General features: G+C 67.7%; 18 protein-coding genes. 9 read left to right on the top strand and 9 right to left on the bottom strand.

The window, feature by feature from the left end; translation table 11 throughout:
- Nucleotides 1-34: 34 nt before the first annotated feature.
- Both AAF604_21760 and AAF604_21755 read right to left on the bottom strand, forming a co-directional pair.
- Nucleotides 35-1,060, bottom strand: coding sequence for a rod shape-determining protein (locus AAF604_21760; GenBank protein MEM7052309.1), 1,026 nt, complete (start codon nucleotides 1,058-1,060; stop codon nucleotides 35-37).
- A gap of 71 nt (nucleotides 1,061-1,131) precedes the next feature.
- Nucleotides 1,132-2,574, bottom strand: coding sequence for a FecR domain-containing protein (locus tag AAF604_21755; protein MEM7052308.1), 1,443 nt, complete (start codon nucleotides 2,572-2,574; stop codon nucleotides 1,132-1,134).
- Nucleotides 2,575-2,736: 162 nt separating this feature from the next.
- Between AAF604_21755 and AAF604_21750 the strand changes: the two genes are divergently transcribed.
- The 4 genes from AAF604_21750 to AAF604_21735 all read left to right on the top strand — a co-directional run bounded on the left by AAF604_21750 (nucleotide 2,737) and on the right by AAF604_21735 (nucleotide 8,578).
- A complete protein-coding gene (locus AAF604_21750; GenBank protein MEM7052307.1) occupies nucleotides 2,737-4,686 on the top strand; it encodes a SurA N-terminal domain-containing protein in 1,950 nt (649 codons plus the stop codon).
- 7 nt (nucleotides 4,687-4,693) lie between these two features.
- On the top strand, nucleotides 4,694-5,287 hold the full coding sequence (gene ruvA / locus AAF604_21745; protein ID MEM7052306.1) for a Holliday junction branch migration protein RuvA: 594 nt from the start codon (nucleotides 4,694-4,696) through the stop codon (nucleotides 5,285-5,287).
- A gap of 56 nt (nucleotides 5,288-5,343) precedes the next feature.
- Nucleotides 5,344-6,372: a Holliday junction branch migration DNA helicase RuvB gene (ruvB, locus tag AAF604_21740; protein MEM7052305.1), complete on the top strand. Its 1,029-nt coding sequence runs from the start codon at nucleotides 5,344-5,346 to the stop codon at nucleotides 6,370-6,372.
- A gap of 103 nt (nucleotides 6,373-6,475) precedes the next feature.
- A complete protein-coding gene (locus AAF604_21735; GenBank protein ID MEM7052304.1) occupies nucleotides 6,476-8,578 on the top strand; it encodes an acetate--CoA ligase family protein in 2,103 nt (700 codons plus the stop codon).
- Between the two features lie 28 nt (nucleotides 8,579-8,606).
- Here AAF604_21735 and AAF604_21730 read toward each other — a convergent pair whose 3' ends face one another.
- From AAF604_21730 to AAF604_21710, 5 genes are all read right to left on the bottom strand, one after another.
- On the bottom strand, nucleotides 8,607-8,843 hold the full coding sequence (locus AAF604_21730; GenBank protein MEM7052303.1) for a BrnA antitoxin family protein: 237 nt from the start codon (nucleotides 8,841-8,843) through the stop codon (nucleotides 8,607-8,609).
- The gene (locus AAF604_21725; protein MEM7052302.1) at nucleotides 8,815-9,108 is read right to left on the bottom strand and encodes a BrnT family toxin; all 294 of its coding nucleotides are present in this window, start codon (nucleotides 9,106-9,108) and stop codon (nucleotides 8,815-8,817) included. The genes AAF604_21730 and AAF604_21725 overlap by 29 nt, the downstream gene beginning before the upstream one ends.
- Before the next feature lie 91 nt (nucleotides 9,109-9,199).
- Nucleotides 9,200-10,114 carry a glycosyltransferase gene (locus tag AAF604_21720; GenBank protein ID MEM7052301.1) on the bottom strand — a complete coding sequence of 305 codons (915 nt, stop codon included), beginning with the start codon at nucleotides 10,112-10,114 and terminating at the stop codon, nucleotides 9,200-9,202.
- Nucleotides 10,111-12,294: a hypothetical protein gene (locus AAF604_21715; protein ID MEM7052300.1), complete on the bottom strand. Its 2,184-nt coding sequence runs from the start codon at nucleotides 12,292-12,294 to the stop codon at nucleotides 10,111-10,113. The genes AAF604_21720 and AAF604_21715 overlap by 4 nt, the downstream gene beginning before the upstream one ends.
- Nucleotides 12,291-13,955, bottom strand: a complete 1,665-nt coding sequence (locus AAF604_21710; protein MEM7052299.1) for a hypothetical protein — start codon at nucleotides 13,953-13,955, stop codon at nucleotides 12,291-12,293. The genes AAF604_21715 and AAF604_21710 overlap by 4 nt, the downstream gene beginning before the upstream one ends.
- A 134-nt stretch (nucleotides 13,956-14,089) precedes the next feature.
- Between AAF604_21710 and serS the strand changes: the two genes are divergently transcribed.
- Complete coding sequence (serS, locus tag AAF604_21705; GenBank protein ID MEM7052298.1) at nucleotides 14,090-15,373, top strand: serine--tRNA ligase; 1,284 nt, start codon at nucleotides 14,090-14,092, stop codon at nucleotides 15,371-15,373.
- Here serS and AAF604_21700 read toward each other — a convergent pair.
- Nucleotides 15,370-16,242: a decaprenyl-phosphate phosphoribosyltransferase gene (locus tag AAF604_21700; GenBank protein ID MEM7052297.1), complete on the bottom strand. Its 873-nt coding sequence runs from the start codon at nucleotides 16,240-16,242 to the stop codon at nucleotides 15,370-15,372. The genes serS and AAF604_21700 overlap by 4 nt on opposite strands.
- A gap of 116 nt (nucleotides 16,243-16,358) precedes the next feature.
- Between AAF604_21700 and AAF604_21695 the strand changes: the two genes are divergently transcribed.
- Nucleotides 16,359-17,072, top strand: coding sequence for an alpha/beta hydrolase (locus tag AAF604_21695; GenBank protein MEM7052296.1), 714 nt, complete (start codon nucleotides 16,359-16,361; stop codon nucleotides 17,070-17,072).
- Here the strand turns inward: AAF604_21695 and AAF604_21690 are convergent.
- The gene (locus tag AAF604_21690) at nucleotides 16,964-17,635 is read right to left on the bottom strand and encodes an AAA family ATPase (protein ID MEM7052295.1); all 672 of its coding nucleotides are present in this window, start codon (nucleotides 17,633-17,635) and stop codon (nucleotides 16,964-16,966) included. The two genes, AAF604_21695 and AAF604_21690, sit on opposite strands and share 109 nt — an antisense overlap.
- Nucleotides 17,636-17,915: 280 nt before the next feature.
- Here AAF604_21690 and AAF604_21685 point away from each other — a divergent pair, with 280 nt between their 5' ends.
- The 3 genes from AAF604_21685 to AAF604_21675 all read left to right on the top strand — a co-directional run bounded on the left by AAF604_21685 (nucleotide 17,916) and on the right by AAF604_21675 (nucleotide 20,924).
- Nucleotides 17,916-18,683: an AraC family transcriptional regulator gene (locus AAF604_21685; protein MEM7052294.1), complete on the top strand. Its 768-nt coding sequence runs from the start codon at nucleotides 17,916-17,918 to the stop codon at nucleotides 18,681-18,683.
- A gap of 162 nt (nucleotides 18,684-18,845) precedes the next feature.
- Nucleotides 18,846-19,964: a serine hydrolase domain-containing protein gene (locus tag AAF604_21680; protein ID MEM7052293.1), complete on the top strand. Its 1,119-nt coding sequence runs from the start codon at nucleotides 18,846-18,848 to the stop codon at nucleotides 19,962-19,964.
- 258 nt (nucleotides 19,965-20,222) lie between these two features.
- On the top strand, nucleotides 20,223-20,924 hold the full coding sequence (locus tag AAF604_21675; GenBank protein MEM7052292.1) for a DUF4328 domain-containing protein: 702 nt from the start codon (nucleotides 20,223-20,225) through the stop codon (nucleotides 20,922-20,924).
- Nucleotides 20,925-21,029 lie beyond the last annotated feature (105 nt).

The raw sequence follows: 21,029 nt of genomic DNA, 5'->3' as shown, positions 1-21,029 counted from the left end.
CAGTCGCCGGACGACGAGGCGGTGACGGTGCCGATCATCGAATCGAGACTTTGCGCAGCAGGTCGAAGTCCGACAGCAGGCGACCGGTGCCGAGCACCACCGAAGCCAGGGGATCTTCCGCCAGCACCACCGGCAGACCGGTCTCCTCGCGCAGGCGCTGATCGAGGTTGCGCAGCAGGGCGCCGCCGCCGGAGAGCACGATGCCCTTGTCCATGATGTCGGCGGAGAGCTCCGGCGGAGTGCGCTCGAGGGCCATGCGCACCGCGTCGACGATGGTGGCCACCGGCTCGGCGAGGGCGTCGCGAATCTCCTCGTCGCTGATCATCAAGGTCTTGGGAACCCCTTCGACCAGGTCGCGACCCTTGATCTCCATGCGGATCTCGTCCTTCAGGGGATAGGCGGAGCCGAGCTCCCACTTGATCTGCTCGGCGGTGCGCTCACCGATCAACAGGTTGTACTTGCGCTTCAGGTGCTGGATCACCGCTTCGTCCATCTCGTTGCCGGCGATGCGCACGGAGCGGCTGTAGACGGTGCCGGCGAGGGAGATGACGGCGACGTCGGTGGTGCCGCCCCCGATGTCTACGATCATGTTGCCGGAAGGCTCGGTGATCGGCAGGCCGGCACCGATCGCCGCCATCATCGCCTGCTCCACCAGGAAGACCTCCGAGGCGCCGGCGCGCATCGCCGAGTCCTTGACGGCGCGCTTCTCCACCTGGGTGATCTCCGAAGGCACGCCGATCACGATGCGCGGATGAACGTACATCTTGCGCCCGTGTGCCTTCTTGATGAAGTACTCGAGCATGCGCTCGGTGACCTCGAAGTCGGCGATCACGCCGTCCTTCATGGGGCGGATGGACTCGATATTGCCCGGGGTGCGGCCGAGCATCTGCTTGGCCTCGGCTCCCACCGCCTCGATGCGATTGGTGAGCTTGTTGATCACCACCACCGAGGGCTCGCGGACGACGATGCCCTGATTGCGGGCGAACACCAGGGTGTTGGCGGTGCCCAGATCGATGGCGAGATCCTTCGAGAAATGGCGCAGCAGCGATGCGAGCGGCATGGGTCTTCCTTTGAAGCGTCGAGGGCAGAGCAGGGCCCGACCCCGGGGTCACGGCGAGCGGTTGCGAAGCGCTAGAGGGGCTCGACGAATACGCGTTGACGCTTGGCGGTTTCGTTGCCCCAGACGTCACGCGCCCGGACCTGGATAAAGCTCCAACCCTCGTTGGCGAGCTGGATAGTCTTGAAGAAGGAGCCGTCGGCGGCTGCTTGAATCGGCTCCCCGTCGATCTCGACGACGGCCCCCGGCTCGGTCCTTCCACCGATGAGCACGATATTACCGTAGGCACTGGCTTTTTCGAGCTCCAATAGCGGTGGAATTTCGTCTTTCTCCAGGCTGTCCTGGGAGAGGGACGAGATGCGGAATCGGCGCGGTGGGCTCCAGGGTCCGAGGAAGCCGCCGCGGGAGATGGCGGCGACCCGCCACTGGAAGCTGCCGCCGCCTCGAATTCCGAGCCGTGCCCGTGGCCGCGAGCGGTCGTCGACGTCGATCACGTTGTCGACGAACAGGGAGTTGCGGGACACCTGCAGGGCGTAGCGCGCGGCGCCTTCGACGTTCGCCCAGGTGAGCAGGATCTCGCGTTCGCGGTCCGAGTCGAGCTGGAAGTTGTCCTGCGGTGCCAGCGGCTCGCTGCGGCCCGGCAGGCTCTGCGTCGAGCTCAGCCGGTCGTTGACCTGCTGGACCTGCTCGAGCTCTTCGAGGTCCTGGCTGTCGCCGCCCTCGGTGGCCACTTCGACGCGGCCGCGGAAGGCGCCGAAGCGCGCCTGGCCGGTGGACTCCTGGTAGCTGACGTAGGCCTCCGAAGCCTCCTCGACGCGCGCCGAGGCGGACGGCGTGGTGACCACCGCCGGCTGACTGGCGGTGTTGAGGTTGACCCAGCCGTACTGCATGTCGATGGAGCGCGATTCGTCACCGCTGGCCCGCTGCCGGGAGACGATGAAGGAGGTGTTGGCGCTGACCGTGTAGAGAGTGCCGTCGTCGAACAGGATTTCCGCCGAGCCATCGTTGGAGGTGCGCACGTAGTCGCCCGAGCGCAGCGGAATGCGGGAGCGCGCTCCCTGCCATTCGCCGGTCTCGCCGCGCCGGAACTCGACGTTGCCCTGCACCGCGATGAAGCTCGCTTCACCGCGCTCCACGGAGCGCTCGAGGGGCTCGAGGATGGCGCGCAGGACGTTGCGGCTCAGCAGGCCCGAGGTCACTGCTTTGCGGTAGTTCTCCACCGCCTGGGCGCGTCGCGCCTCCTGCAGATAGCGCAGGCCGGTCTCGTACTCGCCGCGGAAACGCGACATGCCTTCGTGGGCGTTGACCTTGGTGGCCAGCCCGCTGGCTTCGGCGATGAGGTCCGCAGCCTCCCAGCGACGGGCGTACTCTTCCCATTGGCGATAGCCCACCAAGGAGACCGCGACGAGGGCGACGAGAAAGAAGAAAATCGCCCAGCCGCGCAGCGAATCCACCGACAACGTGTACCATCGGCGCTGCACATGCAGGGTGGGGTGCGATTTGCGGTCTTGGCTCATGGCGGGCCCTGGTCCTACCGGCGTTCTCGCCGGCCGCAGACTGAGAAAGACGACTATATATCGCGGCCATCGAAGCTTCTCGCGAAGCGCTTCGTCTTGCCGGGGCTCGAAGCCCCTTGGTAAAGTCTTCGCCCCCCGTTCCGGGGTGAAAGGAGTCCCCTAATGCTCAAGGTCTTCCGCGACAACCTCAAGTACCTCAGCTGGATCCTCTGGCTCGTGATCGCGGTCTTCATTCTGTTCGTGTTCGTCGACTTCGGCTCCGCGGGTCGTGGTCTGGCTGGCAACAACACCGCCGCCGCGGTGGTCAACGGCGAAGAGATCGGTTTCGACGAGTTCCGCTCCCAGTACCGCAACCTGGAGCAGCGCTTCCGCCAGATCTATGGCGACCAGTACTCGTCCGAGCTCGCCGAGCAGCTTCGTCTGCCACAGCAGGCCCTGCAGCAGGTGGTCGATCGCCGGCTGCTGCTGCGCGAGGCCGACAAGCTCGGCATCCGGGTGTCGAACCAGGAGGTTCGCGACGCCGTGCTCGACATCCCCTGGCTGCAGGACGACCAGGGCAACTTCGTCGGTAGCGAGGAGTACCTGTCGATTCTCGACCGCAGCCGCATCTCGCCGGAGGCCTTCGAGGACGACCTGCGTCAGCAGATCACCCTGGAGCGTCTCAACCGGGTGCTGGCGGAGAGCCTCTACATTCCCGACGAGGCGGTCGAGAAGTCCTACCGAGAGCAGACCGAGCGGGCTTCGATCCGCTACCTGATGCTGCCCGAGAACACCCTGAAGGAAGAGGGCAGGGCGACCCGCGAGGAGCTCAAGGCCTACCTCGAGGCGAACCCCGAGGACTTCCGCTTCGGTGAGCGGCGGCGGGTCTCTTTTCTGCTGGTCGACAACGGTCGGATGCGCAATGAGGTCACCGTCGAGGATGACGCGGTGCGCGCCTACTACGACGCCAACCCCGACGAGTTCACGCAGGAAGAGCAGGTGCAGGCCCGGCACATTCTGCTGCGTACCAGTGACGAGCGCGATCTCGATCAGGCCAAGGTCGAGCTCGAGGCGATTCGGGCGCGCATCGAGGGCGGCGAGGGCTTCGCTCAGGTCGCCTCCGACACCAGCGACGATCCCGGCAGTGCCGGTCGCGGCGGTCATCTCGGCTTCTTCGGCCGGGGCCGTATGACGCCAGAGTTCGAGAAGGCCGCCTTCGAGTCGCCCCAGGGCGAGCTCATCGGGCCGATCGAAACGCCCTTCGGTGTGCATCTGCTCGAGGTCACCGGCCGTCTCGACGCCGGCCTGCAGGAGTTCGACAAGGTGCAGGCGCGGATTCGCAGCAAGCTGCTCTCGGAGCAGGTGGTGTCAGCCTCGGAGCAGAAGGCCACCGAGCTGACGGCTCAGCTCGGCGAGGCCGGAAGCGTCAATCTCGACGCCCTCACCGCCCTCGCCGAGGACGAGGCGGCGGTCTCGATCAACTCGCCGGAGCCCTTCGGCCAGGAGGATCTGATTCCCGGTCTCGGGCGGGCGCCGGAGTTCATGACGGCGGTCTTCGAGCTCGCCACCGGGGCGATCGGAGATCCGATCAAGGTGCCCCGGGGTTGGGCCCTGCCGCTGGTGCGGGAGGTGCTCGAGCCGCGCGCCCCGGAGCTGGTCGAGGTCGAGACCAAGGTACGGGCCGCCGCCGAGAAGGAAAAGCGTCAGCAGCTCGCGATGGATCGCATCGCTGCCGCCAAAGCTGACATCGAAGGTGGCGACAAGACCCTCGATGCAGTGGCCGAAGACCTCGGTCTGACGGTCGAAGAGAGCGATTCCTTCGGCACCGGTGGGGTGGTCGAAGGGCTCGGCTTCAGTCCGCGCATCGCCGAGGCCGCCATGGGTCTCGATGTCGGCGCCGTCGACGGTCCTTACGGCACCAACCAGGGGGCCGTGCTGTTCGAGGTCACGGATCGCGTCGTCTACGATGCGGCGGCCTTCGAGGAGGCGCGCTCCGGCACCCGGGCCCGGCTCGAGAATCAGGAGCTCGGCCAGCTCCTCTCGTCGCTCCTTCAGCAGCGACGTTTGGAGTCCGATATCTCCTACTCGCGCCAGCTCCAGGAGGACCTCGGCTTGGTCGAGGTCAGCGGGTGATCGTCTCCTGATCGCCTATCTGCGGGGTCGGCTGCTCAGTAAGAGCCCGGAGTCGGTCGTCCTCGACACCGGGGGTGTGGGCTATCGCGTCCACATCCCCGTCTCCACCTACTACGAGATCGAACGCCTCGGCGGCGACGCCGAGGTCAGCCTCCATATCCACACCCACGTGCGGGAGGACGATCTCTCGCTGTTCGGATTCTGGACCGATACGGAACGCCAGCTCTTCGAGCTGTTGATCGGAGTCTCCGGCATCGGGCCGCGGCTGGCCCGGGTGGCGCTGTCGGGCATGGCGCCGGGAGATCTCGTGATCGCCATCGCCGGCGGTGACCTGGTCAAGCTCAACGGCATCCCCGGGGTCGGCAAGAAGACCGCCGAGCGCATGATCTTGGAATTGCGCGACAAGGTGCGGGACGTCGGCATCGAAACCGCCGAGCCGCTGCCGATGGGGGCCGACGATGGACTGGTTTCGGCCCTGGTCAACCTCGGCTACCGTCAGAACCGCGCCGAGAAGGCGGTCGCCGAAGCCCGCCGCGAGCATCCCGAGGGCGAGTTTTCGGACCTTCTGCGCGCCAGCCTGCGACGCCTGTCGCGAGCTTGAGCCGAGTTCTCGCCGAGGGCTCCCGACAGGCACGTCGGGCGCCATAGAATGGCTCCATGGATTACGAACGGGAGATCCTGTCCGCTGCGGCCTTTCCGGAAGATCTGCGCTCGGAGGCCAACCTGCGTCCGCGGGAGCTCACCGAGTACATCGGCCAGGAGAAGCTGGTCGAGAACCTGCGCATCTTCATCCACGCCGCTCGCGGTCGCGAGGAGGCCCTCGATCACGTCTTGCTGTTCGGTCCGCCGGGCCTCGGCAAGACCACCTTGGCGCACATCATCGCCCAGGAGATGGGGACCGCCATCCGGGTGACCTCCGGGCCGGTGCTGGAGAAGGCCGGCGACCTGGCGGCGGTGCTGATCAACCTCGAGCCCGGGGACGTGCTGTTCATCGATGAGATCCACCGCCTCGGTCCGACCGTCGAGGAGATCCTCTACCCGGCCCTCGAGGACTTCGCCCTCGACCTGATCCTCGGACAGGGTCCCTCGGCGAGCACCGTGCGCCATGACCTGCCGCGCTTCACGCTGGTCGGGGCCACCACCCGGGCCGGCCTGATCTCGTCGCCGTTGCGCGCCCGCTTCGGCATCGTCCACCGCCTCGACTTCTACCGCCCGGCGGAGCTCACCACCATCGTCGAGCGCTCGGCGGCGATCCTCGGCGTGCCGATCGACGGTCCCGGCGCGACCGAGATCGCTCGCCGCTCCCGCGGCACGCCGCGCATCGCCAACCGCCTGCTGCGGCGGGTGCGCGACTTCGCCGAGGTCAAGGCCGAAGGCGAGATCGATCAACCGATCGCCCGGCAGGCCCTACATCAGCTCGAGGTCGACGATTACGGCTTCGACGACCTCGACCGCAAATTGCTGACCACCCTGATCGAGCACTATGGCGGCGGGCCGGTGGGCCTCAAGGCCCTGGCGGCGGCGGTCGGGGAGGACCAGGGAACCCTGGAAGATCTCTACGAGCCCTACCTGATCCAGGAGGGTTTCCTGCAGCGCACGCCGCGCGGCCGAGTGGCGACGGCGCGGGCCTACGAGCATCTCGGATTTCCGCCCCCGGCGGGCTCGCCGATGCCGCTCTTCGACTAGCGCCGTCTTCTACTGATCCTCACTTGACGCGCCCGGCTTCGGGCTGCTCCCTTTCGCGATCATGAACCACACACCGACTCTTCCAGTTGCCTCCGAAAGATCCTTGGACGCCATCTTCTCGCCCCGATCGGTGGCGGTGATCGGTGCCTCCCGCAAGGTCGGCTCGATCGGCTATTCACTGATCCACAATCTGCTGCTGGCGGAGTTCGACGGCCCCATCTTTCCGGTCAATCCGGGAGCCCGCTCGATCCACTCCTTGAAGGCCTATCCATCGGTGGCGGCGATTCCCGATGCGGTCGATCTGGCGATCGTGGCGGTGCCCAAGGAGCTCGTGCCGACGATCGTCGACGAGTGTCTGGCGGCGAAGGTCAAGGGTCTGGTGGTGATCACCGCCGGCTTCGGCGAGACCGGCGCCGCCGGGGCTGCCATCGAAGCTCAGCTTCGCGACCAGGTGCGAGCAGCGGGTGTCCGGATGGTCGGCCCGAACTGCATGGGGGTGATCAACACCGCCGCTGGGGTGCACCTCAACGCCACCTTCGCGCCGACGCCGGCGAACCCGGGCTCGATCGGCTTCGTCAGCCAGTCCGGAGCCCTCGGGGTGGCGATTCTCAATGTCGCCGAGAACCTCGGCATCGGCCTCACTCAGTTCGTGTCGATGGGCAACAAGGCCGACGTCTCCGGCAATGACCTGCTCGAGTATTGGGAGCACGACGACTCGACCCACGTCATCGCCATGTATCTCGAGTCCTTCGGAAACCCGCGCCACTTCACCCAGATCGCCAAGCGGGTGAGCCGCAAGAAGCCGATTCTGCTGGTCAAGTCGGGCCGCACCGATGCCGGTGCGCGGGCCGCCTCGAGCCACACCGGAGCGATCGCCGGCGCCGACGTCACCGCCTCCGCCTTCCTCGCCCAGTGCGGCGTGCTGCGCGCCAACACCATCGAGGAGCTGTTCGACGTCGCCCTCGCCCTCGATCGTTGCCCATTGCCCAACGGTCGGCGGGTCAGCATCGTCACCAATGCCGGCGGTCCGGCGATCATGGCGACCGATGCCTGCGTCAACCAGGGGTTGGAGATGGCCGAGCTGTCGTCCGCGACCACCGCCTTGCTGCGGCGCCTCTTGCCCGCCGAAGCGAGCGTCGCCAACCCGGTCGACATGATCGCGTCGGCGACGCCGGAGCATTACGAGGCGACGCTGCAGGCGTTGATCGACGATCCCGAGGTCGACCTCGCCATGGCGATCAACGTCACTCCGATCCTGACCCATCCGATGGATGTGCTCGAGGCCGTGTCGCGGGTGGCCCGAAGCTCCGAAAAGCCGATCCTGGTGGTGATGATGGCGACGGACGAGTTCTACGAGTCGATCAGAGGGGACGAGCGGCACCCGCCGGTCTATCGCTTTCCGGAACCGGCGGCGCGGGCGCTGGCGATGCTGTCGTCCTACGGTGAGTGGCGGCGCCGCCCGGTGTCCAACGGTCCGCCCGTCTTCGAGGTCGACGACGAAGCCGTCGGGGCGCTCCTCGAGTCCGTCGACGCGGGCTATCTCGAGCCGGCGCAGGCCTTTCGAGTGCTCGAGCTCTATGGCCTGGCGGTGGCCCCGTGGCGCCAGGTCGCGACGCCTGCGGAAGCGCTGGCGGCGGCCGAAGAGCTGGGTTTTCCGGTGGTGCTCAAGGCGATCGCTCCGGGATTGGTCCACAAGAGCGACCTGGGGGCGGTGCGGCTGAGCCTCGCGGATGGCGCCGAAGTCGAGGCCGCGGCGCGCGACATGACCGAAGCCTTGACCAGGGCTGGCCACCCGCCCAGCGGCTTCCTGGTTCAACGCATGGTGTCCGATGGCGGACACGAGGTGATCTTCGGGATCTCCAGCGATGCCCGTTTCGGCCCGCTGCTGATGTTCGGTCTGGGGGGCAAGTACGTCGAGGTCTTCCAAGACGTGCGCTTCGGGGTCACGCCCCTCGACCGTCACGAAGCCGAGCAGATGATTCGCGGTATTCGCGGCTTCGGCCTGCTCGAGGGAGTGCGCGGTGAAGCTCCCGCCGACCTCGACGTCCTGGTCGACACGCTGCTGCGCCTGGCCCAGCTCGCCACCCGCCACCCCCGCCTCGCCGAGCTCGACATCAACCCCTTCCTCGCCGGAGGCGGCGGCCGCACCGCCCAGGCGGTGGATGTGCGCATCCGGGTCGAGGCGCCGCCGACCGGCGCCGTCTGAGGCGCGATCGTTCGAACCAGCAGCGTTCCTAGCGGGTGTTTTCCCGGTGGGCCTCGTAGTAGGCGCGCAGGATGGCGTTGATGCGGCTCTGGTAGCCCCGCCCCTGGCTTTTCAGCCAGCTCAGAACGTCCTCATCGAGGCGAATGGTGAGCTGTTTCTTGCGCGGCGGCACCACCACCTTGGCGTGGCGGAAGAACTCGGCATCGAGCTCGGGAAGGTCCGAGTAGTCGATGGTCTCATCGGTCAGCGCGTCGAGGCGCTTCAAGTCGCTCGTCGTAGTGTTTTCGCTCACGGCTGTTGGCCTTTCTCATCGAGATGATGCGTGTGTTCTCGCCGCGTGGGGTATGGGCGATCACGACCACCCGGCCGGCGAGACTTCCCGGGGTGACGAAGCGTTGTTCGCCGTCGCCGAACCGTTCGTCCTCGAGGGTCAAACACGGACCGTCGAAGACGAGCTCCGCGTCGCGGAAGTTCAAGCCGTGCTTGAAGAGATTTCGTTGGTATTTTCGCCAGTCCCATTCGAGCGACAACTGTAACTCCATTTGTAGTTACATTCAAAGTCACAGCCTTCTGCATCGGAGAAGACGGAACTCCCGAGGGGGAATCGCTCGTGAGGTTCGACTAGTGCGGCGGCAGCAGGGCTTCGCCGTCGTGGCGAAACTCGGCCAGGAGGCGTCGGGCGCGCCGCCAGCCGGCGAGAGCTCCGCGAAGGCGCCGGGGGTGGCGGAGGAGATCGCGCAGATCGCGCAGCAGCAGCCGGGAGCGGGCCGCGGAGAAGTCGTGGCCGAGAAGCTGCGCCACGGCCAGCCAACGGTTGCCGTAGATCCAGCTCCACTGCTGCACGCTGCCGCCGGCGGTGGTCGAGCCGGCGTGGAGGGCGCGCGCCGCCGGTACTGAGAGGGCGCGCCAGCCGGCGCGTCGCAAGCGCCCGGCGAGCTCGGCGTCCTCGTAGTAGGAATGCAGACGTTCATCGAACACTTGGCCGAGATCGCTCTTTGCTTGCTCGAGGGCCCGGCGTCGATAGAGGGCGACGGTCGCCGAAACGCCGAACACCCGGCGCGCCGGCAGGCCTGCCTCGAAAATCTCACCGTGGCCGATCTGGACCGCTTGCCACCAGCGGTTCCACTCCAGCCCGAGGCCATCGACCAGGTGGGGCTGGCGAAGCTGCAGGTTGGCACCCTGGGCGGCACCGGCCTGGGGGTCGGCCGCCAGGCCGGCGGTGAGCTCGGCACACCAGCCGGGCTGGATCAGGGCATCGTCGTTGATGGTGGCGACCAGCTCGCCCGACGATGCCGCGATGCCGGCGTTGGTGGCGGCGGCGAAGCCACCGGGTGCCGGGGCGTCGAGGCGCAGATCGGCCGCCTCGCCCGCGTCATCGAGGTCGAGGTCGGCCGGCGCCACCAGGACGATCTCGAGGTCTTTTCCGCCATCGGCGCGCAGGGCTTCGAGGCAGGCGCGCAACCAGGGGCTCTTGCCGAGGGTCGGCACGATCGCCGAAAGGTGGGCGCTCGCCAGGCTTCCACGGTGCGGGCTCACCACCAGTGGAGCTCCGCGCGGTCGAGCACGACGCCGTTGGGACGGCCACGCTTCTTGGGTAACCGCGCCGCGATCACCAGCGGCGCTCCCTCGGGCCACTCGAAGGGCCCGACTTCGACCCAGCTCCAGCGCCGGTCGTGGCGCGCTCGCCAGGTTTCGAGGAGCTGATCGCCGGCCCGAATCTCGAGGTCCAGGGGAGCGCGTTTGTTGCGGACGAACTGTAGGTGCAGGCGCAGGCTGGCGGCGCCGCTGCCGGCGATCACCGGGGCGGTCACCGTCTCGCCTTCGCGCAGGGTCCAGCCGCCGGTGAACCGGCGGCGCTCGATCACCCAGCGATCGGGGAAGACGTGACCGCCGCTCTTGGCCACCTGGTGATCTTCGAACTGCACCGTGGTGGTGGGCAGCCTTTCCGCCGCCAGCCAGAGGCCGGCCACCAGGCCGAGGCTGGCGGCGGCCCCCCAGAGGGGAGCACGGCGTAGCCGCCGCGGACCTTGCCAGCCCAACCATAGGGCCAGCGCCCCGAGGCTGGGCCACAGCCAGGTGGCCCAGCGCGGTCGGATCGAGCTGGGGAAGAAGCGCGCCAGATCGAGGCCGGTGCGGTTGGCGAAGGCGTCGAGCAGAAAGTTGCGGCCGTCGGCGACGTTGTAGGTCCAGCCCGGGACCACCAGCCAACAGAGGGTCAGCGCCACGGTGCCGAGGCCGAGGGCGGTGATCAGGGCGCGGCTGCCGCCGCGGCGGCGCTCGGCGAGGAGCGGGGCGAGGGCGAGGGCGAGCAGCGGCAGGGCCACCAGGGCGTAGCGGAAGGGCGGCGACCAGCCGCCGTACCACTCGGAGCGTGGTACGACGATCAGCAGGTAAGGGGCGGTGAAGGCCACCAGATCGAAGAACAAACGGCCGGTGTGATCGCCCGGCTGGCGCCGACGGCGCAGAATGGCCGGAACCAGCAAGCCCCACAGAGGAGCGCAGGCGATCAAGCCGAAGGCGCAGTCCCAGAACAGGCCGCTGCTGCCCTTGAGATACTCGATCAAGCCGTAGCGGGTGGGCTCCAGCTCACCCCAGGTGTGAATCTTCAGGGGATTGCCGTAGAGCCACTGGTTGTAGATCAGGATGCCGACGCCGAGGGCGCCGAGGGCGCCCCCCAGAATGATCGCCGGGCGCAGCCGGCGGCCGGAATACCACCAGCCGAGGGCGAGGAGTGGCGCCGCCAGCAGCATGAAGCGAATCTTGAGCAGTGGCAGGAGCATCAACGGCAGGGCGAGGAGCAGCCAGCGCCGGGCTTTCCAGGGGCGGCCGCGGCCGTCGTGAATCCAGTCGAGGGCGATCAGACCGAGCAGTGCCGCCGGCACTTCGACCCACACCTGGTAGCTGTAGAGAAGGAGCGGCGGCGCGAAGGCCAGGAGGGACCAGGCGAGGAGGGTTTCGCCGGGGAATGCCGGGGCGTAGTGGCGGGCGACGCGCAGCGTCAACCAGGCGAGGGCGGCGGTCAGCGCGGCCATCGCGCCGAGAGCTCCGAGGCGCCCGCCGAGGGCATAGGCCGGCACCAACAACATCGGCAGCGCTTCGTTGTGGCGCGAGTAGAGCTCGCCATTCGGTCCGACCGGGTCCCCCGGTTGCGGCTCGAGGGGGCGGTCCATGAAGAAGCGCCAGTCGCCCTGCTGATAGTTGTTGGTCAGGTCGGCATCGAAATCGTGGGTCAGGCTGTGGGTGATGAGCAGATAGAAGGGCTCGTCGCCGTCCGGCGGCCGGTGGTGGGTGGACCAGGGAATCAGGGCGCCATAGACCACCAATGGCAGCAGGAAGAAGAGCAGCGAGGGGCGTCGCGGCAGCGCCTTTCCGAGGAGTGGCCGGAGGGCGACAACCTGGTGCGCCACCCGGTGAGCGAGCAGCAGGACCCAAGCCGCGAACAGCGGGCCGGCCGGCAGATCAGCGGCGAGCGCAGTCCGCAGCAGGGTGGCCGCCACCAAAGCGAGGCCGGCAATGCCTTGCCAGGTGCTGACCCCGGTGGCGATTCTTCGTCCCCCGAGTGCGACGCTACGGCGCTCGATCCAAAGCAAAGCTCCGATGACCAAGGGCACGGCGATCAGGGTGGTGCGCAAGGGGTCCGCCGGCGCCAGCGGACCCCAGCGGGCGACCAGCCAAGAACCCAGCAGCCCAGCGGCGAGAAGGAGCGCCTGGCTCATCGCTTTACCTCGACCCGGAAGAGGCGGATCTCGACCCCCTCTGGCAGCTCGTCGTTGCGCCGGAGCACGAGATGGCTGGCCTTGGCGCCGCTGTCGTCGACGGTGAAGTCGGCGCGATAGAGGGCCCCGAAGAAGGGTGGATCACCGGCCGCCAGCCAGCCGCTCCAGGGCACCGGTTCGGCGAGCTGCGGCAAGGCCGCGAGGTCGGACCTGCGGGCGGCCCATTCATTGGTATCGACACCGCTCGCCACGGGCCATTCCTGGAGGACATTGCCCTGGATGTCGAGCAGGCTCAGGCGAGCCACCTCGGTTTCGGGTGGTAGCTCGGCGGCCTGGGCGAGATGAGTCGAGAGGACCAGCCGCTGCAGGGGCGGCGCGACCTCGACGACGGCGCGCGGCGTTTTCTGGTCGAGGACCCAGGGCGGTCCGGTGGCGACGGCTTCGAGGCGCGGTCCGTTGGTGAGGGCTAGCGCCAAAGTCAGCCCGATCGCCGCCCAGCGCAGCGGGTGACCGAAGCGTCTGCCGAGCCAGGCGAAGGCGATCATGGCGAGCAAAGCCAGCGCCATGCTGTCCCAGTCGCCCTGCATGCCGAATCCCCGCAGGCAGGCGCCCAGCGGGTCGAGGCGCAGCCAGGGGTAGCCGGCCGCCAGGGCGGTGCCGGTCAGCAGCGCACAGGTCCAGGTGCCCTGGACGGTGCGCGCAGGTGCTGGTTCGGCGAGGAGAGCGACCAAGGCGAGAGGAGCCACCAGCGCCGGAGCGCCGGGGACGGCAGCGCCGGCGGCCAGCCAGACCGCCAGCAGAGCCAGGCCGAGAGGCCAACCTCTACGGCTGCTGGGCAGCGTCGGCAGAACCAAGGGCATGAGGACGATGGCGAAGGCCGCCAGCGAGCCGATCTCGGGCCAAGGCCGCAGCTGAAACCCCAGGGCGAGACCGACGGCGAGGACTCCGGCGCTGGCCAGGGCGAGAGGCCGGCGAGTCAGGACCAAGGCGGCGGCGAGGGCGACGACGGCGGCTCGCGGCTCACGCAGGAACAGGGCGGCGAGCAGTCCGAGGGCGAGGAGGCTGGGGCTCAGGGCGGGACGTTGGCGCAATCGATCACCAGCGGCGAGGACGCCGAGGGTCAAGACGGCGACCAGATTGAATCCCGGCGCGAGTACCACCACCGCCGCGCCGGCGAGGGCCGACCGGCGCAAATCCGGAATCAGCGCCAGCACCGCGGCGGCGGCCAGCGGCAGGAGCGCGAACCGCTCCCAGGACTCGCCGCCTTGCAGCAGGGCGGGGCCACGCAGCAAGCCGTGGAGGGCCAGCGCCAGCGGACCGAGGAGGGCGAACCGCTCGCTCCAGCGCGGGCAATCGCGAGCACAGGCCTGGTACCCCTCGGACACCACCAAAATCACCGCCAGCAGACCGACCACGGTGCCGCGGCCGGGGCCCGCCGGCAGTGCCAGGATGGTCAACGGCAGAAGCAGTGCGGCGGGGAGGAAGAAGCGACCGCCGACGAAGGCCGAGGCCAGCAGGGCGAGGGTGGCGACGGCGGTCAGCCAAGAGCTTTCGAGGGCCGCCGTGGGCGCGTTTTCGGAGCTCGCGAAGAGGGCCAGAAGCAGGGCCGCCGAGGCGACCACGACCAAACGTGTCCAGGGGATGAGGGCGAGGTGTCGCACGGCTGGGCGCATCTTACCGGCGGCGCCGCGAAGCTGCCCGATCGGGGCCGATTTGGGCGCACTCAGAGGCTCCCGGCCGAGGTTCCTCGGAGTGCGTTGACCCCCTGCAGACGGGGGAGTAGACTGCCGCGGTCATGTTGTCCCGCGACCTCTTGCGCAGCGATCCCGAACGGGTGCGGAAAGGCCTCGAAGGCCGCCGCGCCAACCTCAAGATGATCGACCACTGGAGCCGCCTCGACGGCGAGCGCCGGGGGTTGCTGGTGGAGGTCGAGGACCTCAAGCGGCAGCGCAACGAGGCCAGCCGGTCGATCGGTGAGATCAAGAAGCAAGGCGGTGACGCCGCCGACGCGATCGCCGCGGTGGGAGCTCTCAAGAAGCGGATCGGCGAGATCGAGGAGAACCTCGAGGCCATCGAGCGCGATCTCTCGGTGATCGAGATCTCGCTTCCCAACCTGCCCCACGACAGCGTCCCCGACGGCGACGACGAAGCGTCCAATCGGGTCGAGCGGGTGGTCGGCGAGCCCCCTGCCCTGCCGTGCGAGGCCGAAGCCCATTGGGACATCGGCACTCGCCTCGGCATTCTCGACTTCGAGCGCGGCGCCAAGGTGGCGGGAGCACGTTTCACCGCCTATTTCGGGCTGGGAGCGCGCCTCGAGCGGGCGCTGGTGGCGTGGATGCTCGATCTCCACGGCGAGCAGCACGGCTACACGGAGGTGGTGCCGCCCTACATCGCCAACGGCGACTCGCTGTTCGGCACCGGCCAGCTACCGAAGTTCGAGCAGGACCTGTTCAAGCTGCGCGACACCGAGTACTACCTGATTCCCACGGCCGAGGTGCCGCTCACCAACCTGCACCGCGGGGAGACCCTCGACGAGGCCGACCTGCCGGTTCGCTACTGCGCCTTCACCCCCTGCTTTCGCAGCGAAGCCGGCTCCTACGGAAAGGACGTACGCGGTCTGATCCGCCAGCATCAGTTCCACAAGGTCGAGCTGGTGCACCTCACCCTGCCGGACCAGAGCTGGCAGACCCTCGAGGAGCTCACCGGTCACGCCGAGCGCGTCTTGCAGCTCCTCGAGCTGCCCTACCGGGTGGTCACCCTGTCCTCCGGCGACCTCGGCTTCTCGAGCGCCAAAACCTACGACCTCGAGGTCTGGCTGCCGGGTCAGGAGGCCTACCGCGAGATCTCCTCGTGCAGTAACTTCCTCGACTTTCAGGCCCGTCGAGCCAATCTGCGCTACCGCCCGGCGGAAGGCGGTAAGCCGCGCTTCCTCCACACCCTGAACGGCTCCGGCCTGGCTGTCGGCCGCACGGTGGTGGCGATCCTCGAAAACGGCCTCCAGGCCGATGGCACCGTCCGCGTGCCGGAGGTGCTGCGCTCCTACATGGGCGGCGCCGAGGTCATCGCGCCGCGCGTCTAGGTCAGGTAGACGATCGCCGTCACCGTCACGCCCCAGAGCAGCAGGTTGGTGAGGAAGGGCCAGTCCTTCATCAGGGCTTCGGTGGGGTTGCGCTCGTCGCGGCGCTGATAGACCAGATACAGATAGCGGAAGACGCCGAAGAGCACCAGGGGAATGGTGTAGATGAGGTAGGGGCCGCCGTAGCGCGCGGTGGTTTCCGGCGCCACTGCCCAGAGGGCATAGGCCACCACCGACGAGGCGGTGACGACGTTGATCATCTGATCGAGGAAGGGCAGGCTGTACTGGCTGAGCACCTGGCGCTGGTCGGCGGCGCGTTCGGCCAGCAGGCTGATCTCGTGGCGGCGCTTCGAGAAGCCCAGGAAGAGGGCGAGAAAAATCGTGCAGAGAAGCAGCCAGTGGGAGACGGCGACGCCGATGGCGGCACCACCGGCGAGCACCCGCAGCACGAAGCCCAGACTGATGATCATGACGTCGAGGATGACCACCTGCTTGAGGTGCAGGGTGTAGAGGCCGTTGAGCACCAGATAGATGGCGATCACCAGCAGGCAGAGCGGTCCGAGGGCGTAGGCGATGCCGAGGGCGGCGGCGGCGGCGGTCAGCGAGGCGGTGGTGGCAAGGCCCACCGGCAGGGCCCCGGAGGCGATCGGCCGATGGCGCTTGAGCGGGTGGAGCCGGTCGCGCTCGCGATCACGCAGATCGTTGAACAGGTAGATCGCCGAGGCGGCGAGGCAGAAGGCCGCGAAGGCGGCGAGGCCGCGGCCGAGCAGCTCGCGGTCGAACAAGGCATGGCCGAAGACCAGCGGAGCCAGCACGAAGAGGTTCTTGGCCCACTGTGTCGGGCGCAATGAGCGGACGAGGGCGGCGACCATGGCGCTATTCTATGGGCCCCCCGGAGGAAGTCCATGGGGAGGTCGGAAATGTTTGATTCGGTGAGGCTTGGCGCCGTTGATGGCGGAGCCTTCGCGGCGCTTGAAGGGAGATTCTGATGGCGAACTGGGGTGGTCGGTCTTGGAAGACGGGGATTGGGCTCGCCGGTGGGTTGATCGCGTTGTTCGTGACCGGCTGCGCGGTGCTCGAGGTGGCGCGCCTCAACAACCGCGACCTCACCGAGCTCGAGGTCGATGGCAGTCGTCTCTACATGGCCCACGAGGTCAACAGCCGCACCCTCGATCAGTTCTTGGCCGTGGTCGCCGAGCATCCCGAGATCGACACCCTGGTCCTGACGATCGTTCCCGGCTCGGTCGACGACGAGGTCAATCTCGCCCTCGGCCGCAAGGTGCGCCAGCTCGGCCTCGACACCCACTTGGTGGGCGGAGGCATGATCGCCTCCGGCGGCGTCGACCTGTTCCTCGCCGGCGTCGAGCGGAAGATTGAAAAGGGGGCCTTCGTGGGGGTGCACTCGTGGGCATCGGGAGTGGCGATGAAGGGCGACCAGCTCGATCGCGACCACCCGGACCATCGGCTCTACCTCGACTATTACCGCGACCTCGGGACGCCGGAGGACTTCTACTGGTTCACCCTCGAAGCGGCGCCTTCGCGCGGTATGCACTGGATGACGGCGGCGGAGCTCGAGCGCTTTCAGGTCGTGACTCAGCCGGTGGTCGAGCCCGGCGGAGAGCCGACGCCTTTCGACGCCGCGATCGACGAGCTCGGCCGGGAGCTCGAGGGCGACAGCGACCGTCCGACCCCGGTCGAGTGAGCGGCCGGCTCGGCAAGGCGCCAGGCGATCTCGGCGGCGATGTCGGCCGGGGCTCGATCGTCGGTGTCGATGGTGGTGGCGAACTCGGTGCGGCGGTGCTGGCGGCAGGCGTCGAGGGCACGCGGAAAAACCCACTCGCCGGCGGCTGACAGGGGGTCGACGCGGCGCAATAGCAGGCGGCTGATCACGGTACGCTCGGGAGCGACCAGGCAGAGGTGGCGGTGGCTCAATCGGCGCCTCTCGAGGTGGCGACGGATTTCGCTCAGGTACTCGATGCGGCGGAAGCACATCGGCACGATCACCGGCTGGTAGAGCCGCGCCGCCCAACCGATCAACTGGGCGGTCTTGCGACGCCAGGTGGCCGAGTCTTGATAGTCGGCGAGATGACGGGTCGATCCCGGCAGGCGGCGCGGCAGGTGGCGCAGGACGAATCCCAGGCGTTCGGGATCGAAGATGCCGCTGCCCGGTAGGCGCCTCACCAGGAGTCGGGCAACGGTCGTCTTGCCGACGCCGAAGGCGCCGTTGAGGAGCAGGACGCGGGGACCCCTCGAGCTCTCGGTCATGGTCCGACGATGGTTCGAGAACAAGGCGCTGGCGAGGCGGGCGGAGGGAAGAGCCGGGGCACCTGGAGGCCTGGTTCTCCGTCCGCTCCACGGGGATTCCGACGGGTGCCCTCATTGCAGCGCGCGGTCGCGGGTCGATGAAGCGGCTCCGGAACCAGCGGCTGGCTTCGCTCCTGACCGTTCGGCTCCGGCGTCGTCGCTGCGCCAGCCGATGCCAAGGGGTGAAGGACGACTCGATTCGCCGGGAATCGGATTTCCAGGCAGGGGCTAGAATTCGGGGGTGCGAGTTTCGGAGCGCGACTGGTTTCTCAAAGACAAGACGATGTATCCCGGCGAAGGTCACGGGCTGGGAAGTCACGACTACGCGGTGCTCACGTTGGTACTGCACGGTCGCCTCGACGAGTGCTTCTCGGAAGGTGTGCAGAGCTGCGATAGCTGGCAGCTCCACTTCAAGCCCCGGGCGGTGGTGCACGAAACCGCGGTGGGCCTCGAAGGCGTCCGCATGCTGATTTTCGGGGTTCGCGACGATTGGCTCGAAGAGCGGCTGCCGAGGTCGGCGCGGAGCCGTGCCGTGGCCGCCAGCTCGGCCAGAGCCTTCGGCGCTCTGCTGGCCCTTCGCGATGCCGAGGGCATGAAGCTGACGCGCGAGCTGGCGGTCGAGATCTTCGATCACTTCGACCACCAAGAGGGCGGTGAAACCGCGGGCCCGGCCTGGATTGGCGAGGTCGAAGACTTGTTGCGGCAGGAGGACGAGAAAGCTCCGAGCCTGACCGATCTAGGGCGTCGTTTTCGCCTTCATCCCGGCTCGCTGGTGCGCGCCTTCCGGCGGGCGCGAGGTTGTTCGATCGGTGAGTGGCGGAGCCGCCACCGGGTGGCGCGGGCCATCGACCTCCTGAGCCGAGACGAAGCCTCGGTGGCGACCGTCGCCCATCGCCTGGGCTTCGCTGACCAGAGCCATCTGACGCGCGAGTTCAAACGGCGCACCGGATGGACGCCGGCGAGCTTCCGACGCACGGCCTCTTCCTTCGGACGGCTAAACCGGAGCTGATCCGCCCTTAGTCCTGACGCTCTGCTGCAAGACCGGCTGTCCTACCCGGGCCGGTCACCGACCCGCTCCTCCGAGCTCGATCGCCTCGCTGAGGGGGTTGGTCTCGTCCCGGGGTTCAGATCATTCAAGACTCGCACCGGGCCGCCGTCGCAAGCTCGGTGCATGTTCAAGAACTCGCGCGTAACACTTCTCTTCGTTCTTCCGATCCTGTGCTCCTGTTCTTCCATTGACGCCGTCGTCCCCGAGGTCGAGTACCGTGGGCCGGAGCACACGCGAGCCTACTTGGAGGCCTTTGTCGAAGCGCCCGGCGGGCCACCATCCATTTCCCTGGCGGTGGCCGTCGGCGGCGAGATCGTGGTCGCCGAAGCCGTCGGCTGGGCCGATATCGCAGCCCAGGTGGCGGCGACTCCCGAGACTGCCTACCGCACTTATTCGGTTTCCAAGGGCATTACCGCCGTGGCCGTGATGCAGGCCGTCGAGGCGGATCTTCTCGATCTCGACGCTGACATTCGCCAGTTCGTTCCCGCCTTTCCCGAGAAACCATGGCCGGTGCGGTTGAGGCATCTCCTGACCCACACCTCGGGCATCCGTCACTACAAGAAAAACGCCGGCGAGATCTCGTCGACGGTCGAGTATCCGAGCCTGGCCGCATCTCTGGTGGTGTTTGGCGACGATCCCTTGGAGTTCGAGCCGGGGACTGCCTACCGCTACACCTCTTTCGGATTCAATCTCCTCACCGGCGCTCTCGAGGCGGTCCATGGCGCCGGCTTCGATGAGATTCTGCAACGGGATGTCTTCGGGCCGGCCGCCATGAGTCGCTCTTCGCTGGCGTTGGTGGGGCGGAGCGGTGATGGCCTCGCCAAGGCCTACTGGCCGCCGCGGGCGGGGAGCCATCGCGAGATCGACGAGTTGCCGAATGTCAGCGGCAAGTACGGATCGAGTGGCGTGGTGGCGACGCCCTCGGACCTGGTGCGATTGTTCTTGGCCCTCGAGGAGGGGCGTCTTCTCAGGCCCGCCAACCGCGAGCGGATGCTCACCGTGGCAGACCCTACCGTCGCAGCCTCCCAGGCCCTCGGGTGGAACCTGGTCGAGGAAAAAGGGCGCCGGGTGGTGTATCGCAGCGGCGCCGGCACTGGTTACACGGGGCTGGTGGAGTATTTTCCGGACCTCGGCATTGCCGGGGCTGTGCTGATCAATCAGAACCAGTATCCCGGCCGGGTCGAGATTCTCGAGGGGGCTCTGGACTATTTCGCCGAACGGGCAACCTCGGTGGACCCTTAGCCTCGCCTGCCCGCGGCGCGGCGGCGATTGGTGTCCAGAAGCCTGGCCCTGGAGTCGCTAGCAAGTGCCCAAGCGATAATCGTCACGCGGCCTTTGTCCCCACTGCTTTGGCCGGCGACACATCAGCCCTGTAACATTCGGATATTCGGTCAGCCCGGGGAGATCTCTCCCCCGCCGTTCCCTCGCCCACGGGCTGAGGGGTGACTGGTCTGTTTTCGTTTGAGTGTCTTCGGATAATGTTGGGAAGGGGCCATTCCTATGAACCAGAGGTACTCCTATCGGGACCTCGGGGAGCTCACCCAGGCGGTCAGGTTCTGGCTTGGCCTGGGGGTCGTCCTGGCGGTGGTGGCGATCGTCTCCTCGGTGATGGTCACCAATTTCCTGAGCAGCGATGTCCTGACTCCGGCCGAGGCCGAGTCCCACGACAGCCGTCAGCTCGTGGTGACCGGTCTGCAGTTGATCGTCCACCTCATCACGGTGGTGTTTTTCGCGCGCTGGATCGTGCGCGCCCATCGCAATGCCTGGGCCTTCGGCGGCGAGAAACTTCGGATGACGCCGGGGTGGGCCGTGGGTTACTTCTTCTTGCCGCTGCTCAACCTCTGGCGTCCTTATCAGGGAATGAAGGACCTCTGGCAGGCGAGCCACAACCAGGCCTCCTGGAGCAGTCTGGCGGCCGGGGCGATCCTGCCCCTCTGGTGGCTTCTCTGGCTGCTGGCGGGAGCCCTCCAATCGCTCGCCGGTCGGGCCCTGTTGCGCGCTGAAGGCGTCGTCGACCTGATGCGAGCCACCTTCCTCCAGATCTCCGCCGATGGCACCGCGGTGCTTCTCGGACTGGCGGCGATGAGCTTGGTGAAGGAGATCGCCGCAGCCCAACAGAGCCGACGGGCTCGAGTCCTGGAAGAGCGCGCCCGCGCTCGCCAGGCCCGGCTCGCGGAGGCCGGCGGTGGATCCGCTGGCTGAGCCGCACGAGCGACTGTGAGCTTTATCCCGGCTGGTTGGGCGAGTCCTGCTGAAAGTCGACGCAGGCGTTCTTGTAGCCCTGCTCGAAGATCTGCACCCAACCGG

The sequence above is a fragment of the Acidobacteriota bacterium genome (genome assembly GCA_039028635.1).
GTDB lineage: Bacteria > Acidobacteriota > Thermoanaerobaculia > Multivoradales > JBCCEF01 > JBCCEF01.
Note: the sequence above shows the minus strand (reverse complement) of the source record. Positions and strands in the feature narration are given on the sequence as shown.

Excerpts from the sequence above, each read along its gene's own strand:
- AAF604_21760 (MEM7052309.1), bottom strand. The coding sequence starts at position 1,060 with ATGCCGCTCGCATCGCTGCTGCGCCATTTCTCGAAGGATCTCGCCATC.
- AAF604_21755 (MEM7052308.1), bottom strand. The coding sequence starts at position 2,574 with ATGAGCCAAGACCGCAAATCGCACCCCACCCTGCATGTGCAGCGCCGA.
- AAF604_21750 (MEM7052307.1), top strand. The coding sequence starts at position 2,737 with ATGCTCAAGGTCTTCCGCGACAACCTCAAGTACCTCAGCTGGATCCTC.
- ruvB (MEM7052305.1), top strand. The coding sequence starts at position 5,344 with ATGGATTACGAACGGGAGATCCTGTCCGCTGCGGCCTTTCCGGAAGAT.
- AAF604_21715 (MEM7052300.1), bottom strand. The coding sequence starts at position 12,294 with ATGAGCCAGGCGCTCCTTCTCGCCGCTGGGCTGCTGGGTTCTTGGCTG.
- serS (MEM7052298.1), top strand. The coding sequence starts at position 14,090 with ATGTTGTCCCGCGACCTCTTGCGCAGCGATCCCGAACGGGTGCGGAAA.
- AAF604_21700 (MEM7052297.1), bottom strand. The coding sequence starts at position 16,242 with ATGGTCGCCGCCCTCGTCCGCTCATTGCGCCCGACACAGTGGGCCAAG.
- AAF604_21695 (MEM7052296.1), top strand. The coding sequence starts at position 16,359 with ATGGCGAACTGGGGTGGTCGGTCTTGGAAGACGGGGATTGGGCTCGCC.
- AAF604_21690 (MEM7052295.1), bottom strand. The coding sequence starts at position 17,635 with ATGACCGAGAGCTCGAGGGGTCCCCGCGTCCTGCTCCTCAACGGCGCC.
- AAF604_21680 (MEM7052293.1), top strand. The coding sequence starts at position 18,846 with ATGTTCAAGAACTCGCGCGTAACACTTCTCTTCGTTCTTCCGATCCTG.
- AAF604_21675 (MEM7052292.1), top strand. The coding sequence starts at position 20,223 with ATGAACCAGAGGTACTCCTATCGGGACCTCGGGGAGCTCACCCAGGCG.